Below are 17,022 nucleotides of genomic sequence, written 5' to 3' on the forward strand. Positions count from 1 at the left end.
GCGAACCGCGGGTATCGCTACTACCGTGCGAGGTATGAGCGTGCGTCGGTGGATCGAGGGCTGGCCGGTGTACCGGCAGCTGACCGGTCCGGATCGCACTGCCCGCGCCGCGGCGGCCAAATCGGACGGTTCGGAAAAATGGCACGCCCGCACCGAAGACGCCGACAAAGTGGTCAAGTCCGTCTGCCCGTTCTGCGCCGTCGGCTGCGGCCAGAAGGTCTACGTCAAGGACGGCCGCGTCACGCAGATCGAAGGCGATCCCGACTCGCCCATCTCGCGCGGCCGGCTGTGCCCGAAGGGGTCGGCCAGCAAGCAGCTCGTGACCAGCCCGAGCCGCGTCACCGAGGTCCTCTACCGGCGCCCGTACGGCACCGACTGGGAGCGCCTGCCCCTCGACAAGGCGATGGACATGATCGCCGACCGGGTCCTGAAGACCCGCGACGAGACGTGGCAGGACGCCGACGACCAGGGTCGCAAGCTCAACCGCACGCTTGGCTTCGCCAGCCTGGGCGGCGCGACGCTGGACAACGAAGAGAACTACCTGATGAAGAAGCTGTACACCGCGCTCGGCGCGATACAGATCGAAAACCAGGCCCGTATTTGACACTCCGCCACGGTTCCCGGTCTGGGGACCTCCTTCGGTCGTGGAGGCGCCACGACGTTCCAGCAAGACCTCGCCAACGCCGACTGCATCGTCATCCAGGGCTCGAACATGGCCGAGTGCCACCCGGTCGGGTTCCAGTGGGTGATGGAGGCGAAGGCCCGGGGCGCGAAGATCATCCACGTCGACCCGCGGTTCACCCGCACCAGCGCGGTTTCGCACGTCCACGCGGCGTTGCGCGCCGGCTCGGACATCGCGTTCCTCGGCGGCCTGATCAACTACGTCCTGAGCAACGACAAGGACTTCCGGGAGTACGTGCTCGCCTACACCAACGCGGCCGCCATCCTGCGTGAGGACTTCGAGGACACCGAAGACCTCGACGGCGTCTTCTCCGGTTACGACCCGGAGAAGCGCAAGTACGACATGTCGTCGTGGGAGTACGAGGGCTCGCCGACCGTGCCCGCGGCCGGCTCCGCCGATGCCGAGCAGCCGGGCGAACCCGGTTCCGGGTCGCACCACAGCGGCGAGGCGCACCAGCAGTCGGCCCGCGCCGACACCTACGGCAGCGGCGGCGCGGCGATCAGCGCCAAGCCGAAGACCGACGAGACGCTGCAGCACCCGCGGTGCGTCTACCAGGTGCTCAAGCGCCACTTCGCCCGCTACACGCCCGAGATGGTCGCCGACGTCTGCGGCCTGCCCGTCGAGCAGTTCCGGGAGATCGCCGATGCGGTCACCGCGAACTCCGGCCGCGACCGGACGACGGCGTGGGTGTACTCGGTCGGCTGGACGCACCACACGGTCGGCGCGCAGTACATCCGCACGGCGTCGATCCTGCAGACCCTGCTCGGCAACATCGGCCGCCCCGGCGGCGGCATCCTCGCGCTGCGGGGCCACGCCAGCATCCAGGGCTCCACCGACATCCCGACGCTGTTCAACCTGCTGCCCGGCTACATCCCGATGCCGCACGCGCACCAGCACCAGAACCTCGACGACTTCGTCGCGGCAGACGCGGGCAAGACCGGGTTCTGGGGCAACATGCGCTCCTACACCGTGAGCCTGCTCAAGTCCTACTGGGGCGATGCGGCCCAGCCGCACAACGACTTCCGCTTCGACTACCTGCCGCGCCTGACCGGCGACCACGGCACGTACGCGACCGTGCAGAAGCAGATCGAGGGGGAGTGCAAGGGCTACTTCCTGGTCGGGGAGAACCCGGCGGTCGGCTCGGCCAACGGCAAGTTCCAGCGGCTCGGCCTGGCCAACCTCGACTGGCTCGTCGTCCGCGACCTGCAGATGATCGAGAGCGCGACGTTCTGGAAGGACGGCCCCGAGGTCGAGACCGGCGAGCTGAAGCCGGAGGAGATCGGCACCGAGGTGTTCTTCCTGCCCGCCGCCGCGCACACCGAGAAGGACGGCAGCTTCACCAACACCCAGCGCCTGCTGCAGTGGCACCACAAAGCCGTCGAACCGCCCGGGGACGCCCGCAGCGACCTCTGGTTCTACTACCACCTGGGCCGGATCATCCGGGAACGCGTCGGTGACGACCCGCGCGACGCGCCGATCCGCGACCTGACCTGGAGCTACCCCGTCGAGGGACCGACGGACGACCCGAGCGCGGAGTCCGTGCTCGCCGAGATCAACGGCCACGGCCCGGACGGCCCGCTCTCGGCGTACACGCAGCTGAAGGACGACGGCTCGACCGCGTGCGGCTGCTGGATCTACTGCGGCGTCCGCGCCGGCGGGAAGAACCAGGCCGCGAACCGGCAGCCGGGCAGCGAGCAGGACTGGGTCGCCAAGGGCTGGGCCTGGGCGTGGCCGGCGAACCGGCGGATCCTCTACAACCGCGCGTCGGCCGACCCGGACGGCAAGCCGTGGAGCGAACGGAAGAAGCTGCTCAGCTGGGACGCCGAGCAGGGCAAGTGGGTCGGCCCGGACGTCCCGGACTTCGAACCCACCAAGGCACCGGACTACGTACCGCCCGAAGGCGCGAAGGCGCAGGACGCGCTGGGCGGCCGCGACCCCTTCATCATGCAGACCGACGGGAAGGCGTGGCTCTACGTCCCGGCCGGCCTGGCCGACGGCCCGCTGCCCACCCACTACGAGCCGTTCGAAAGCCCGGTCGAGAACGCGCTGTACAGCCAGCAGGAGTCGCCGACGCGCCAGACCCTGGACAGCCCGTCGAACCCCTACAACCCGGCGCGCAGCACGGTCTACCCGTACGTGTTCACCACCTACCGGCTCACCGAGCACCACACGGCCGGCGGCATGAGCCGGACGCTGCCCTACCTCTCGGAGCTGCAGCCGGAGTTCTTCTGCGAGGTCTCGCCGGCGCTCGCGGCCGAACGCGGCCTGGAGAACGGCGGCTGGGCGACGATCATCTCGGCACGCACGGCGATCGAGGCCCGCGTGCTCGTGACCGACCGCGTCAAACCGCTCAAGGTCCGCGGCCGGACCATCCACCAGGTCGGCCTGCCCTACCACTGGGGCCCGAACGGCCTGTCCCGCGGTGACGCGGCGAACGACCTGCTGTCGGTCGTGATGGACCCGAACGTGCACATCCAGGAGTCGAAGGCGGCCACCTGTGACATCCGGCCGGGACGGCGCCCGCGCGGCGCGGCGCTGCCCGAGTTCGTGGACGAGTACCGGAGGCGAGCCGATGGCTGAGTACGGCACCCAGCCCCGGATGGGGTTCTTCACCGACACGTCGGTGTGCATCGGCTGCAAGGCCTGCGAAGTGGCGTGCAAGGAGTGGAACGGCGTGCCCGACCGCGGCGAGCTCGACCTGCTCGGCTCGTCCTACGACAACACCGGCGCGCTGGGCTCGAACACCTGGCGGCACGTCGCGTTCGTCGAACAACCCAAGCCCGCTGCCCCGGCACCGTCCACTGTGGACCTCGGGATGCCGGACGTCGGCGCGCCGGGGCAGGAGGAGCCCGGCGTGCGCTGGCTGATGTCGAGCGACGTCTGCAAGCACTGCACGCATGCGGCCTGCCTCGACGTCTGCCCGACCGGCTCGCTGTTCCGCACCGAGTTCGGCACCGTCGTCGTGCAGCAGGACATCTGCAACGGCTGCGGCTACTGCGTCCCGGCGTGCCCGTACGGCGTCATCGAAAAGCGGGAGAGCGACGGCCGCGCGTTCAAGTGCACCCTCTGCTACGACCGGCTCGGCGCGGGCATGGAACCGGCCTGCGCCAAGGCGTGCCCGACCGACTCGATCCAGTTCGGCGAACTCGACGAGCTGCGTGAACGAGCCGACGAGCGCGTGCGGACGCTGCACGACTCCGGGGTGCCCGAGGCCCGGCTCTACGGCCGCGACCCGGACGAGGGCGTCGGCGGCGACGGCGCGTTCTTCCTGCTGCTGGACGAACCCGAGGTGTACGGGCTGCCGCCGGACCCGGTCGTCACGACCCGGGACCTGCCGGCGATGTGGAAGCGGGCCGCGGTGACGGCGGCCGGCGTGGCCGCGGTCGTCGCGATGTCGTTCCTGGGACGGCGCCGGTGAGCCCGCGCCGCGAACCGACGATGGTCGAGCCCGCCGAGTTCAAGTCCTACTACGGCCGGCCGATCCTGAAGGAGCCGGCCTGGAAGCAGCCGGACGTGCCGCTGTACCTGTTCCTGGGCGGGGCGGCGGGCGCGTCGGCGACGATGGCGGCCCTCGCCGACGTCACCGGACGCCCGGGCCTGGCCCGCGTCGGCAGGCTGGTCGCGTCGGGCGGTTCGCTCGCGAGTGTCGTGGCGCTGGTCCACGACCTGGGGAGGCCGACGCGGTTCCTGCACATGTTGCGGGTGCTCAAGCCGACGTCGCCGCTCTCTGTGGGTTCCTGGATCCTGTCCCCGTTCTCAGGGCTGGCCGCGGTGGCGGCGGCGTCCGAGGTGACCGGGAAGCTGCCGTTGATCGGCAGGCTGGCGGGGGTGGGCGCGGGCGTGCTCGGCCCGGCGATGTGCACGTACACGGCGGTGCTGCTCGCCGACACGGCGACGCCGTCGTGGCACGAAGCCCACGGGACGCTCCCGGTGCTGTTCGCGGGTAGCGCGCTGACGAGCGGCGCGGGCGCGGCCCTGCTGGCGGCGCCCGCCGGCGAAGTCGGCCCAGCGATCCGGGCGGGGCTGGTGGGGGCCGCCGCGGAGCTGGTGGCCGAGCGCCACCTGGAGACCGGGCTGGGCCTGGTGTCCGAGCCGTACCGGACGGGTCGCGCGGGAAAGCTGCTCAAGGCGGCGAAGGCGTTGACGGCGGCGGGCGCGGGCCTTTCCCTGCTGGCGAGCCGGAACCGGGCCGCGGGCGTGCTGGCGGGCGCGGCTTACCTGGCGTCGGGACTGTGCACGCGGTTCGGCGTCTACGCCGCCGGGGTCGCGTCCGCAAAGGACCCGAAGTACGTGGTGATCCCGCAGCGGGAGCGGCTCGCGCGCCGGTCCGAAGAGCGCTGAAACGAGAACTGCCGCACCCCGGAAACCCGGGGTGCGGCAGCGGCAGGGCTAGCGGTCAGTCCTTGTCCTTGACGCCCTTGACGGCGTCCTTGATCTTCTCGCCGGCCTGCTTGAGCGAACCCTTGGCCTGGTCGGCCTTGCCCTCGGCCTGCCACTGCTCGTTGCCCGTGGCGTCGCCGACGGCTTCCTTCGCCCGGCCCTTGAGCTCTTCGCCCTTGTTCTCGATCTTGTCGTTCATCGGGTGCACCTTCCGTCGCGGCGACATTTCCGGATCGGCCAGTCGCCAAAAGGGCCTTGTCTCCGGGTTACCCGGTACGCGGCCGCATACACATCAGATCCAGATGATCGCGGTGAGGACCGTCACGCCCACCAGCAGCCAGGCGACGTAGTCCCCGACGTGCCCGGAATGCCCCCGGTGCAGCGCGTCCAGCGCCGTGCGGACCGGCCGAGGCCAGGACGGGAGCCGGTGGGGCCAGAGGGCCGCCGCGGCGATGCCGAGGGCCAGCAGCACCGTGATGCCGCCGAACAGCAGGCCGGACGACGTCCATCCGGCCGTCACCGGCGGGAGTGACCCGGGCGAGCCGACGGCGGGCAGGACGTCGTGCAGGTACCCCGCGCGGTCCGCCTCCTGCCGCCCGGCGGTCACGGCGACGTCACCCAGCCAGGGGACCGCGAGCGCGGCGGCCAGCACCGCGACGATCGCGGCGGTCATCGTCGCCGGCGTGCGCTCGATGCGGCGCCCCGTCTCGGGCTCCTCGTCGGTGCCCGGGGTGCGGTCGCCGTCGTCGCGGCGCGGGCGCCGGCCGCGTCCGAAGTAGACACCGAGGCCGGCCCGCAGCACCGCACCCGCCGTCACGGCGGTGACGAGGACGAAGACCGCCACGAGCCAGCCGTAGCCGGTCTTCTCGAGCGCGTGCTCGGCGACGTTCTTGCCGAACGCGATGCCGAACGGCGGCAGCCCGGCCAGGACCAGGCCCGCCAGCAGGAAGAGCCCGCCTTCGAGCCGGGAATGCCGGCACTTGCCGAACAGCTCGTCCTCGTCGACGCTGCCGTAGCGGTCCTTGAGCACGCCGACGAGCAGGAACAGCGTCGCCTTGGCGCCCGCGTGCCCGGCCACCGCCAGCAGGAACCCGGTGCTCGCCGTGCCGTCCGCGGCGGCCAGTCCACAGAGGAACAACCCGGTGTGCGCGATCGTCGAGTAGGCCAGCAGCCGTTTCAGGTGCCGCTGGGTGAAGCACAGGATCGCCCCGAGCACCGCGCTCGCGATCCCGAGCACCAGCAGCACCCGAGCGAACGCGCCGTCGTCGAGCACGCCGCCGAACACCGTGCGCCGCACCCGCAGCACGCCGTAGGCGCCCAGCTCGACCATGACGCCGGAGAAGAGAACGCACACCGGCGTCGGCGCGACCGCGTGCGCGTCGGCGAGCCAGAAGTGGAACGGCACCGCGGCCGCCTTGACCAGCAGCCCGGTGCAGACGAGCACGAACGCGGCGAGCACCAGCGCGTCCGCGGGTTTCCCGTCGAGGGCCACGCCGAGCTGCGCCAGCCCGAGCTGCCCGCCGCGCGCGTAGAGCAGGCCGATGCCCATCAGTGTGAAGTACGCGCCGAGGGAGTTCACCACGCCGAAGGTGAGCGCGCCCTGGACGGAGTCGGCCTCCTCGACGCGGTACCCGGTCAGCGCGTAGGCGACGCCGCTCATCAGCTCGAAGAAGACGAACAGGGTGAACAGGTCCCCGGTGAGCAGGAAGCCGAGCATGCCGGTAAGGAACAGCAGCATCATCGCGTGGTAGCGGGCTTCGACCGCCTCGAAGTAGCGCCAGCTGTAGACCAGGGCGCACGTCGTCAGGAACGACGCCAGCAGCGCCAGCGTCGTGTTGAGGCCGTCGGCGGCCAGGACGATGCCCAGCGAACGGGCGCCGTCCGGCTGGTGCCCGCCCAGCCAGACCACCACCCGGCCGTGCTGGACGGCAGCGAGCAGCAGCGCGGTCAGCACCGTTGCGGTCAGCGCCGCCGCGGTCGCGAGGCCGTCGGCGACCACCCGCGGCAGCTTGACGCCCAGGCCGAGCAGCACGCACGCGGCCAGCAGCGGCAGCGCGACGACGAGGGACGGGAGGGCGGACATCGCCTCAGCCGCGCAGGGCGCGCAGCTCGTCGGGATCGACCGTCCCGTGCCGCTTGGAGATCTGGATGGTCAGGCCGAGCAGCAGCGCGGTGATCGTCGCCGACACGACGATGTCGGTCAGCGTCATCGCCTGCACCATCGGGTCGACCACCGGCTGGCGCTGGTCCTGGACGACGATCGGCGCGCCGGCCTGGTCCTGGTAGCCGATGCCGAGCAGCAGCACGTACGTCCCGGCCTGCGCCACCGAGAGCGAGACGACGGTGTGCACGAGGTGCCGGCTGCGCACGATCCCCACCGCGCCGATCAGCAGCAGCCACCCGGCCACGCAGTAGCAGGCCATCCCGGCGACCCCGGTCACGAGTCCTCCTCCCGGATCAGTCCCTGGCCGAGGAACTGGGCCAGCAGCACGACGAGCCCGGCGGCGACCTCGATCCCGACCAGGACGCTCAGCACCGGCACCGTGCCCGCCGACAGCAGCGAGCCGAACTCGCCCTTGGGCAGGATGTTGGCCAGGAACGCGCCACCGGCGACCAGGCCGGCGAGCCCGGTGACTACGTACAGGCCGGTCGACGCCGCCTCGGCGTACTCGCACCAGTCGATCGGGCGCAGCCGCGCGAGCGCGGGGTAGCTGCCGGAGATGTAGAGCAGGTGCCAGCCGGTCGCGAGCACCACGCCGCCCTGGAAGCCGCCGCCGGGGGTGAGGTGGCCGTGCGCGACGACGTCGAGGCCCAGCAGCAGGGTCACCGGCAGCAGCAGGTAGCCGGCCAGCTTGACCACCGGCATGACGTACCCGCGCTGCGGTTCGATGCGCTGACGTTCCTCTTTGGACGGTTGCAGCAGCGACAGCGCGCCGACGACCGCAGCGGCGACGATGGTCTCCTCGCCGAGGGTGTCGAGCGCGCGCAGGTCGAAGTTGATCGACGACACGAGGTTCGGCGACATCCGCGCGATGGCCGCGGGCAGCGCGAGGTCGCGGTAGACGTGCAGGGCGCCGCCGAACGCGGGCATCCGCAGGAAGGCCGTCACGAGCAGGACGGCGACGCCGAGCGCGCCGGCCGCGCACAGCCACGTCCGGGCCCGCAGCGTCATCGCCCGCCCACCTTCCGGATGGTGAGCAGCACGAGCAGCGGCACCACGGCCGACCCGACGGCCAGCTCCGAGAGCGCGACGTCCGGCGCCTGGAGCACCACGAACAGCAGCGTCAGGCACAGGCTGAACAGCGACAACGTGATCGCCTGCCGCCGCGGGTCCGGGGTGGCCACCACCGCGAACCCCGCGACGGCGACGAACGCGAGGGCGACGAGCAGCAAGACCGTCGTCACGACGGCAGGTCCTCGTCGATCGCGCCCTGCCGCCGCGCCTCGACGCGCCCGGCGGCGGACTGCAGCACCGGGCCGGTCACCGCGAGCAGCACGACGGTGAGCAGGATGGCGCCCGACCCGAGGTTCCACCCGCCGGCCAGCACCAGCCCGACGCCGACGAGGGGCGCGCCCAGCGTCGTCACCGGCGCGAGCAGGTGCAGGCGGTTGAGCAGGGTCCGGGCCCGCAGCATCGCCAGCGCCGAGACCACCACGACGGCGACCCCGGCGAAGACCAGAAGCTGGGCGACGACTGTCATTCCGTCGTCCCCAGCAGCCGGATGAACAGCAGCGTGCCCGCGAAGGCGAGGACGGTCAGCACCAGCGGCAGGATCACCGCGCTCGACGGACCGTAGGCCTGGATGAGCAGGAGCAGCGTGAGCACGGTGACCGGGCCGGCGAGCTGCAGTCCGGCGAGGCGCGCGATGGCGTCCCCGCGCGCGGCCAGCCACAGCGCCGGGCCGAGGCCGCCCGTCATGAGGACCACGGCGGCGACCAGCCAGCCGGTCACCGGCGCACCTCGTCCAGTACGCGCGAGTCCCCGTCGAGGAGCCGGTGGACGACCAGTTTGTGGTCGTCAGGAGGAGTGGCCACGACCATCGTGCCCGGGGTGCAGCCGACGACGGCGGCCGCGAGGGCCGCCCTGGCGTCGCGGACCGCGTCGGGTTCCGCCGGCAGCCCGACCGTGTCGAACCGGCCCGCGCGCGGGTGCCGCACGACCTTGACCAGGGCGGACGCCGATTCGCGGACCGCCGTTCCCGGGATCGTGAGCAGCCACCGCAGCCAGCTCGGGCGAGGCCGCCAGGCTCCCCCGACGGCCTTGCGCGCCGCGCGGGCCGCGAACGCGCACGGCACCGCCGCGACCGCCGCGACCACGATTTCCGGCCACGACGGCGTCGACAGCGTGAGGACCCACAGGCCGGTCAGGCCGAGCCACCAGGGCAGCACCTCGCGAATCACGTCGGCCGGGTACCCCGTGGCCGCGTCCGCCAACCGGGGTCAGTGGGCGGGCAGGTGGCCGCCCATCCGCTCGATCCGCTGGATGGCGGGTTCGGCGAGCACGCCGTGGACCACCACCGACACGGCGACCGCGAGCGCGCCGACCCGCCACAGGACGTCCTGGTGCGCCACCGGCAGCCGGTCGAGCGCGTAGGCGAGGTAGAAGAGCGTGCCGATGCCGCGGACGCCGAAGAACGCGATGGCCAGCGTCCCGGGCCGCCCGGCCGAGGACCCGAGCAGCGAAACCCAGCCGACGACCGGCCGCACCACCAGCACCGCGACCACGGCGATCACGACTTCGAGGGGACGGAGGCCGCGCAGCAGCCCGTCACCGATGGCGAGACCCAGCCCGAGCAGGGCGAGCGGCACGAAGAGCCGTTCCAGCTGGTGGCCGAACGCGTGCAGGACGCCGTGGTAGTCGTGCTCGCGCTCCTGCTTGCGGACCACGACCGCGGCGGTGAAGACGGCGATGAACCCGTTGCCGTGCGCCAGCTCCGAGAGCGCGTACGGCAGGAAAGCGAGCGCCAGCAGGACCAGGCCGTCGCCGTACTCGGCGAGCCGCAGCCGGTCCGACGACGTGTGGAAGATCGCCCAGCCGAGCCCGCGCCCGGCCACCAGGCCGACCAGCACGCCGGTCACGACCGGCAGCAGCAGGTCGGTGAGCACCCACGACACGGCGAGGTTCGGCCTGCTGCCCGCCATCGCCAGCCCGAGCAGGACGAACGGCATGGCCAGCCCGTCGTTGAGCCCCGCCTCGGTGGTCAGCGTGAAGCGGATTTCGTTGTCCCTGGCCAGTTCCGGCTCGACGTCGGGGTGCGGCACGCCGATGTCGCCCGCCAGCACCGGGTCGGTCGGCGCGAGCGCCGCGGCCAGGAGCAGGGCCACCCCCGGCGCCAGCGCGAGCCACCAGTACCCGAGCGCGGCGATCACCAGGATCGACAGCGGCATGGTCAGGGCGAGCAGCCGCCAGGTGGAGCCCCAGCGCTTCAAGCCGAACGGGCGGTCCACGGACAGGCCGGCGCCGGCGAGCGCGACGAGAATACCCAGCTGGGTGAACGATTCGACGCTGTGCAGGTGGGCGGCGGGATCGCTCCAGCCGTCGCCGTACGGCGCGGGCAGCGGGAGCAGGCCGAAGACGATCCCGGCGAGCAGCATCACCAACGGCACCGAGAACGGCCGGTCCGCGACGAGCTTCGGCACGATCGCCGCGGCGAGGGCGAGCAGCCCGGCCACCCCGAACAGCACGGTCAACGACGACAACGTTCCCTCCCTGCCCGCTCGTGCCGTGGTGCCGCCCGGGCGGGAGGTCCGTGCGCGGGTCCCGGCCGAGCGCGAGCCGGGTCCGCCGATGCCCCCGCTCGGCCGGATGCGGGTAGCGTGGCCGGGAGGTGACGTCGTGCCCCGGGTTCCCCGTGCGCGGGCGGCGAAACCGGTGAGGAGGCGGCGTGACGGCGGCGAACGGGGCCGGGCGGCCCTGCCGGTTCTGCGGCTCGGTGCGCGGCCCGCGCGTCCCCGGCAGGTCCGGGCCGATCTGCGTGGAGTGCGTGCGCGCCGGGTTGAAGGTGGTGCGCGACGGCGCGGACCGCGAGACGCCGAGCGGTGACGTGCTGGCGGCGGTGACGTCGCCGCTGGCCGCGGTGTGCGAGTTCTGCGGCCGCCGGGAGCGCCGGACGTTCCTCGGCCTGCGGCGCCCGCTCCTGCGGGTCGACTGCGCAGCGCGGGACGCGGTGATCTGCGCCGACTGCCTGGACCACGCGGGCGACGTGCTGAACCTCGCCCTGCGCCACTGACGGCGTTTCCGGGTGGCGGGCTCGGGTCGGCCCATCGCGATGGGGTACCCGGCCGGTCGGTGCGGCTGGTTCTTTCCCCCGACGACCTCGGATGTCTGGCTCGAAACGGTCTGCGGAGGGCCCGCTGGTGCCGTTCAGCGCGGGCCCCGCGATCTGCCCCTCCCGGCGACCCTGGACACTTCCACTTGGAGTTCGGAGTGCGGCCGGTGCCGTCACGGGTGAGGTGACGGCACCGGCACGCTTCACGCCGACGCCGTGAACACGTACGAACCCGCGGGCACGAAGTACGACCCCGCCGAGGACGGGACCGCTTCCGCCGGCGCCCCGACCGAACCCGGCTGCGACGTCGGCACCTTGACCGTCGCCGACGAGCCCACCGGAACCGTCACCCGCAGCGTCAGCTTGCCGCCGGAGATCGACCAGTCGCTGACCGCCGTCCCGTAAGGCGTCTCGTACGCCGACTTCGCCGCCGTCAGATCGCCGCCCGGCCTCGGCGCCACCAGCAGTGACGCGTACCCCGGCGAGGCTGGTGAGAGGCCGCCGACCGAGCGGTACAGGAAGTCGCCCACCGAGCCGAGGCCGTAGTGGTTGAACGAGTTCATGCCCGGGTCGTTGAACGAACCGTCCGGCTTGATCCCGTCCCAGCGCTCCCAGACCGTCGTCGCGCCGTGGCCGATCATGTAGCCCCAGCCGGGGAAGTCCGGCTGCAGCAGCACCTGGTACGCGACGTCCGCGTGGCCGTGCGCGGCCAGCACCGGCAATAGGTTCTCCACGCCGAGGAACCCGACGCTGAGGTGCCCGTTCGCCGAGGCGACCCGAGCCGCGAGCTTGTCCGCCGCCGGCTGCACCTGCGAAGCCGGCAGCAGCCCGAACGCCAGCGCCAGGACGTACCCCGTCTGGGAGCCGGAGCCCACCGTGCCGTCGGCCGCGACGAACCTGTTCGTGAACGCCGCTCCGATCTGGTCGGCCAGCGTCCCGTACTTGGTCGCTTCGGCGGTGTGCCCGGTGGCCGCGGCCATCCGTGACACCAGCCGGGACGACCACGCGAAGAACGCCGTCGAGATGAGGTCCTGCGCGGTGTTGTCGTTGACGTTGAGCCAGTCGCCGAACGTCTGGTGGTCGCGGATCAGGTCGGCACCCGACGTCGACCGCAGGTACTCCACCCACTTCACCATCGCGGCGAAGTGCTCGTCGATGACGCCGGTGTCGCCGTAGCGCTGCCACAGGGTGTAGGGCACGATGACGCCCGCGTCGCCCCAGCCCGCCGTGCCCGAGCCGCTCAGCACGCCCGGCGCGACGTCGGTGAACGACCCGTCGTCGTGCTGCGCGTCGACCAGGTCGTCGCTGAACTTGCCGAGGAAGTTGGCCACGTCGAGGTTGAACGTCGACGTACCGGCGAAGATCCCGATGTCACCGGTCCAGCCGAGCCGCTCGTCGCGCTGCGGGCAGTCGCTCGGGACGGACAGCATGTTCGAGCGCTCACCCCAGAGGATGTTGTGCTGCAGCTGGTTCACCAGCGCGTTCGACGAGGTGAACGTGCCGGTCTGCGCGCCGGACGTCCACATCGCCCGGCCGGTGAGCGTCGCCGCCGTCGGGGCGGACGGCAGCCCGGTCAGTTCGACGTACCGGTAGCCGTGCACGGTGAAGCGCGGCTCGTACGTCTCGACGCTCCCGGTGCCCGCCAGGGTGAACCGGTCGGTCGCCTGCGCCGCGCGCAGGTTCGCCGTGTAGATCGTGCCGTCCGGGTTGAGCACCTCGGCGTGGCGCAGGGTGATCGTGGTGCCGGCCGGGCCGGTCACCGACAACCGGTCGACGCCGCCGAAGTTCTGGCCGAGGTCGGCCACCCAGACCCCCGGCTTCGGCTGGGTCCACGCGACGGGCTTGAACTCCTGCTGCACGGTGACGCCGTTGTCCACTTGGGACACCAGGTTCGGCTTCGCGCCGGTCTTGACGCGGGGTGCCGCCCAGCCGCGGTCGTCGAACCCGGGCCGGTCCCAGCCGGTGGCGAGCCGCGCGTCGTAGGTTTCGCCCTGGTAGAGGTCGTCGGCCCGGATCGCGCCGTCACCGGCCTTCCAGGTGCCGTCGGTCGCGACGGTCGTGCTCGTGCCGTCGGTGAAGGTCAGCTTCAGCTGCGCCGAGTACCACGGCTCGGTGCCGTACTTCTGGCTACCGGCGATGCCGATGCTGCCGGAGTACCAGCCGTTGCCGACCAGCGCGCCGAGCACGTTCTCGCCGGTGCGGATCTGCTTGGTGACGTCGGAAACGCGGTACTGCAGGCGTTTCGTGTAGTCGGTCCAGCCGGGGGCCAGCGCTTCGTCGCCGACCTTCGCGCCGTTGAGGTGGGTCTCCTGCAGGCCGAGCGCGGTGGTCAGCAGCCGCGCGCTCGCGACCGGCTTCGAGACGGTGAAGCTCTTGCGCAGCAGGGGAGCGGGGGCGCTCACGGCGACGTTCGCGCCCCACGGCCCGGTGCCGTACGCGGTCAGCGCCCGCGCCGCCGGCCAGGAGCTGTCGTCGAAGCCGCGCTGCTGCCAGCCGTCGGGGCCGTTCTGGCTCGCCTTCCACGACCCGTCGGTGACGACGGTCGGTCCATTCGGGACGGTCAGCTTGGCGACCATCCCGGCCGGGCTCTGGGTCGTGTTCTCGGTGCTGACCGCGATCGTGTTCGTCCCCGCGGTCAGCAGGCTGCCGACGTCGAGGACGGCGGCGGTCTTCCAGGAGTCGGTGACCCGCGGCGAGTCGCTGACCTGGGTGCCGTTGACCCAGACGGTCGCGGTGTCGTCCCCGGTGACCACCAGCGTCGCCTTCGCGGGTGCGGCGGCCAGGTCCACGGTCTTGCGGAAGTACCGGGTGGCCGGGGGCACGCCGCCGATCGGGTCGCCTTCCGGGTACCAGACCCAGTTCGCCCCGGCGAGGTCCGGGCCGGCCGTGGCGCGGCCGAGGAACGCGCCGGTCCATTCGGCCGCCGGGTCGCGCAACGCCGTTTCGAAGCGCTGCACCGGGCTCCAGCCGCTCATCCGGCCTTGGCCGTCCCAGACGCGGACCTTCCAGGTGTATGCGGTCAGCGAGCCGAGCGCGGCACCGCCGTAGGCGACGTCGGCCTGCTGCGCCGAGGTGACGCGGCCGCTGTCCCAGACGTCCTTGCCGCCCGTGGACACCAGGATTTCGTACGCGGACTGCCGTTGCCCCGCCGCCGCCGAGGCGAGCTTCCAGCCGAACCGCGGCTGGTCGACGCCGATCGGGTTCACGCGCTGCCCGACCGTCGCGCTCGCGATCGAAAGCGGCGTCGGCTCCGAGGCGCTCGGCGTGCTGACGCGGGTGCCCCACGGGCCGGTGCCGTAGGTGCCGAGGTCCTTGGCCGCGGCCCAGGTCCCGTCGGCGAACCCGGGCTGTTCCCAGCCGTCGGGCGCGGTCGTCGCGCTCTTCCAGCCGGCGCCGGTGGTGAGGTCGGTGGTGCCCGACGCGGTCGTCACGCGCAGCCGCCCGAGCAGGCCGGCCGCGCCGCCGGAGTTGCGGACGGCGACGGCGAGCGTGTTGGTGCCGGGGGTCAGCGCGGACGCGAGGTCGACCGACAGTGCCGACCGCCACGAGTCCGCGGTGCGGGCGGAGGAGGCCAGGGGCTTGCCGTTGAGCCAGACGTCGGCGGTGTCGTCGCCGGTGACGACGAACCGGGCGTCGCTGACCGTGCCGGCGGGGGCGGTGAACGTGGTGCGGAAGTACCGGGTGGCGGCCGGCGCGGAGTTCGCGGGGTCGCCTTCCGGGTACCAGATCCAGTGCGCGCCGGTCAGCTCGACCGGGGGCGCGGCGCCCGCCGGAGGGACCGACGCGGCGGAGAGGACCAGGATCGCGGCGAGCGTGGTGGTGGTCGCGCGCCAGAGCTTCGAGGGCAGCATGCGGGCTCCCTTGGGGCGGGGATGGGGCGGCGATATTTAAAACGTTTCAAATCAGCGTGATACGTGACTGTAATCACGAACTCACACGTTGGCAATACTCCACCGGGACGTACGGGTGGTGAATCGCTTCGACGGTGCCGGGAATCCTAAATCGTTTTATGTCGTACCGGACGGCCGTTTCGGGCAAATCGGAGCGTTGACGAACGGCGGGGCCGAGCTGCATAGTGCTCGCTGGTAACGCTCACATCATTTGGTCCCGCTCTGGAGGCTTTTGTGTCTCAACGTCGAGACGGCAAGAATGTTAGCGCTAACAATCGGACGCGGATCCTGCGGGTACTGGCGGGGGTCGTCGCCCTCGTGGCCGCGAGCCTCACGACGGCGTCGACGGCTTCGGCCGCGGCCTCGCTGCCGTGCGACATCTACGGGGCCGCGGGCACGCCGTGCGTAGCGGCGCACAGCACCACCCGAGCCCTCTACGGCACCTACAACGGCGCGCTGTACCAGGTCCAGCGCGCCTCCGACGGCGCGAAGACGAACATCGGCCTGCTGGCGGCGGGCGGGTACGCCAACGCCGCGGCCCAGGACTCCTTCTGCGCCGGGACGACCTGCCTGATCACCGAGATCTACGACCAGTCCCCGCGGCACAACGACCTGACGATCGAGGGCCCCGGCGGCGCGGGCGGCCAGGACACCGGCGTCCCCGCGGACGCCCTGCCGGTGACCGCGGGCGGCCACCAGGTCTACGGCGCCTCGTTCTCCGGCCGGATGGGCTACCGCGACAACAGCACCTCCGGTGTCGCGAAGAACGGCCAGCCCGAAGGCATGTACATGATCACCTCCGGCACGCACGTCAACGGCGCCTGCTGCTTCGACTACGGCAACGCCGAGACGAACAACCAGGACACCGGCAACGGCCACATGGACGCGCTCAACTTCGGCACCGAGTGCTGGTTCCAGCCGTGCTACGGCGCCGGTCCGTGGGTGCAGGCCGACCTGGAGAACGGCTTGTTCCAGTCCGGTGCCGGCGGCAGCCAGAACACCGCGAACACCGGGATCACCGCGCCGTTCGTCACCGCGCTGCTGAAGAACAACGGCCAGAACTTCTTCGCGCTCAAGGACGGCAACGCCCAGTCCGGCGGCCTGCGGACGACGTACTCCGGCTCCGAACCGACGCGTGCGGGCTATTCGCCGATGCACCAGGAGGGCGCGATCGTCCTCGGCACCGGCGGGGACAACAGCAACGGCTCGATCGGCTCGTTCTTCGAGGGCGTGATGACCGCCGGGCTGCCGACCGACGCGGCGGACAACGCGGTCCAGGCGAACGTCGTCTCGGTCGGCTACGGCGGCGCGACCGGGTCCGCCGGCACGCTGAACCCCGGTTCGGAGATCTCGCTGCGCGCGACCACCGCGTGCTGCACGAACGACTACATCCGCCACCAGAACGACAACGCGGTGATCTCGCCCATCAGCTCCACTTTGGACAAGAACGACGCCACCTGGATCGTCCGGCGCGGGCTCGCCAGCGCGTCCTGCGTGTCGTTCGAGTCCCGCAACTACCCCGGGGACTTCCTGCGCCACTTCAACTTCCAGGTCTACCGGCAGCCGATGGACGGCAGCGCGGCCTTCCGCGCCGACGCCACGTTCTGCCCGGTCGCCGGGAAGAACGGGCAGGGCTCGTCGTTCCGCTCGTACAACTACTCCGGCAAGTACCTGCGGCACTACAACAACACCCTCTACATCGCCGACACCAGCGGCGCCCACGCGTGGGACGCCGCCGGGTCGTACAACGACGACGTGAGCTGGGTCGTCGCGCAGCCCTGGGCGCCCTGACCCGGCGCAC

Annotated in this window: 15 protein-coding genes; 5 read left to right on the top strand and 10 right to left on the bottom strand. The window is 71.9% G+C overall.

Going from position 1 to position 17,022, the window contains the following annotated elements:
- Positions 1-34 precede the first annotated feature (34 nt).
- Genes fdh through nrfD form a run of 3 tightly spaced genes read left to right on the top strand, consistent with a single transcriptional unit; the run spans position 35 to position 5,023 of the window.
- Positions 35-3,262: a formate dehydrogenase gene (fdh, locus tag ACZ7OH_RS05935; protein ID WP_470279818.1), complete on the top strand. Its 3,228-nt coding sequence runs from the start codon at positions 35-37 to the stop codon at positions 3,260-3,262.
- Positions 3,255-4,100, top strand: coding sequence for a 4Fe-4S dicluster domain-containing protein (locus ACZ7OH_RS05940; protein WP_470279819.1), 846 nt, complete (start codon positions 3,255-3,257; stop codon positions 4,098-4,100). Before fdh ends, ACZ7OH_RS05940 begins: the two co-directional genes overlap by 8 nt.
- Positions 4,097-5,023 (top strand): NrfD/PsrC family molybdoenzyme membrane anchor subunit, encoded by a 927-nt coding sequence (gene nrfD, locus ACZ7OH_RS05945; RefSeq protein ID WP_470279820.1) that lies wholly within the window; start codon positions 4,097-4,099, stop codon positions 5,021-5,023. The genes ACZ7OH_RS05940 and nrfD overlap by 4 nt, the downstream gene beginning before the upstream one ends.
- A gap of 55 nt (positions 5,024-5,078) precedes the next feature.
- Here nrfD and ACZ7OH_RS05950 read toward each other — a convergent pair whose 3' ends face one another.
- The 9 genes from ACZ7OH_RS05950 to ACZ7OH_RS05990 form a co-directional block, all read right to left on the bottom strand.
- Positions 5,079-5,261: a CsbD family protein gene (locus ACZ7OH_RS05950; RefSeq protein ID WP_470279821.1), complete on the bottom strand. Its 183-nt coding sequence runs from the start codon at positions 5,259-5,261 to the stop codon at positions 5,079-5,081.
- 93 nt (positions 5,262-5,354) lie between these two features.
- A complete protein-coding gene (locus tag ACZ7OH_RS05955) occupies positions 5,355-7,145 on the bottom strand; it encodes a complex I subunit 5 family protein (RefSeq protein ID WP_470279822.1) in 1,791 nt (596 codons plus the stop codon).
- A 4-nt stretch (positions 7,146-7,149) separates the two neighbouring features.
- Entirely contained in the window at positions 7,150-7,503 is a 354-nt protein-coding gene (locus ACZ7OH_RS05960) for a sodium:proton antiporter (RefSeq protein WP_400909451.1), read from the bottom strand.
- A complete protein-coding gene (locus ACZ7OH_RS05965) occupies positions 7,500-8,234 on the bottom strand; it encodes an MnhB domain-containing protein (RefSeq protein WP_470279823.1) in 735 nt (244 codons plus the stop codon). The genes ACZ7OH_RS05960 and ACZ7OH_RS05965 overlap by 4 nt, the downstream gene beginning before the upstream one ends.
- Positions 8,231-8,467 (bottom strand): Na(+)/H(+) antiporter subunit B, encoded by a 237-nt coding sequence (locus ACZ7OH_RS05970; protein WP_470279824.1) that lies wholly within the window; start codon positions 8,465-8,467, stop codon positions 8,231-8,233. The genes ACZ7OH_RS05965 and ACZ7OH_RS05970 overlap by 4 nt, the downstream gene beginning before the upstream one ends.
- Positions 8,464-8,763 (bottom strand): monovalent cation/H(+) antiporter subunit G, encoded by a 300-nt coding sequence (locus tag ACZ7OH_RS05975; RefSeq protein ID WP_470279825.1) that lies wholly within the window; start codon positions 8,761-8,763, stop codon positions 8,464-8,466. The genes ACZ7OH_RS05970 and ACZ7OH_RS05975 overlap by 4 nt, the downstream gene beginning before the upstream one ends.
- Entirely contained in the window at positions 8,760-9,014 is a 255-nt protein-coding gene (locus ACZ7OH_RS05980; protein ID WP_470279826.1) for a hypothetical protein, read from the bottom strand. Before ACZ7OH_RS05980 ends, ACZ7OH_RS05975 begins: the two co-directional genes overlap by 4 nt.
- On the bottom strand, positions 9,011-9,463 hold the full coding sequence (locus ACZ7OH_RS05985; protein ID WP_470279827.1) for a Na+/H+ antiporter subunit E: 453 nt from the start codon (positions 9,461-9,463) through the stop codon (positions 9,011-9,013). Before ACZ7OH_RS05985 ends, ACZ7OH_RS05980 begins: the two co-directional genes overlap by 4 nt.
- Positions 9,464-9,502: 39 nt before the next feature.
- Entirely contained in the window at positions 9,503-10,762 is a 1,260-nt protein-coding gene (locus ACZ7OH_RS05990) for a cation:proton antiporter domain-containing protein (protein WP_470279828.1), read from the bottom strand.
- A gap of 185 nt (positions 10,763-10,947) precedes the next feature.
- Between ACZ7OH_RS05990 and ACZ7OH_RS05995 the strand changes: the two genes are divergently transcribed.
- Positions 10,948-11,292: a hypothetical protein gene (locus tag ACZ7OH_RS05995; protein WP_400909464.1), complete on the top strand. Its 345-nt coding sequence runs from the start codon at positions 10,948-10,950 to the stop codon at positions 11,290-11,292.
- 242 nt (positions 11,293-11,534) lie between these two features.
- On the opposite strand, the gene ACZ7OH_RS06000 is transcribed toward ACZ7OH_RS05995, so the two are convergent.
- Complete coding sequence (locus ACZ7OH_RS06000; protein WP_470279829.1) at positions 11,535-15,182, bottom strand: family 78 glycoside hydrolase catalytic domain; 3,648 nt, start codon at positions 15,180-15,182, stop codon at positions 11,535-11,537.
- A 357-nt stretch (positions 15,183-15,539) separates the two neighbouring features.
- Between ACZ7OH_RS06000 and ACZ7OH_RS06005 the strand changes: the two genes are divergently transcribed.
- Positions 15,540-17,012: an alpha-L-arabinofuranosidase B gene (locus ACZ7OH_RS06005; RefSeq protein ID WP_470279830.1), complete on the top strand. Its 1,473-nt coding sequence runs from the start codon at positions 15,540-15,542 to the stop codon at positions 17,010-17,012.
- Positions 17,013-17,022 lie beyond the last annotated feature (10 nt).

It is taken from the genome of Amycolatopsis sp. NPDC114478, assembly GCF_055633805.1.

Excerpts from the sequence above, each read along its gene's own strand:
- ACZ7OH_RS05940 (WP_470279819.1), top strand. The coding sequence starts at position 3,255 with ATGGCTGAGTACGGCACCCAGCCCCGGATGGGGTTCTTCACCGACACG.
- ACZ7OH_RS05955 (WP_470279822.1), bottom strand. The coding sequence starts at position 7,145 with ATGTCCGCCCTCCCGTCCCTCGTCGTCGCGCTGCCGCTGCTGGCCGCG.
- ACZ7OH_RS05950 (WP_470279821.1), bottom strand. The coding sequence starts at position 5,261 with ATGAACGACAAGATCGAGAACAAGGGCGAAGAGCTCAAGGGCCGGGCG.
- ACZ7OH_RS05965 (WP_470279823.1), bottom strand. The coding sequence starts at position 8,234 with ATGACGCTGCGGGCCCGGACGTGGCTGTGCGCGGCCGGCGCGCTCGGC.
- ACZ7OH_RS06000 (WP_470279829.1), bottom strand. The coding sequence starts at position 15,182 with ATGCTGCCCTCGAAGCTCTGGCGCGCGACCACCACCACGCTCGCCGCG.
- ACZ7OH_RS05975 (WP_470279825.1), bottom strand. The coding sequence starts at position 8,763 with ATGACAGTCGTCGCCCAGCTTCTGGTCTTCGCCGGGGTCGCCGTCGTG.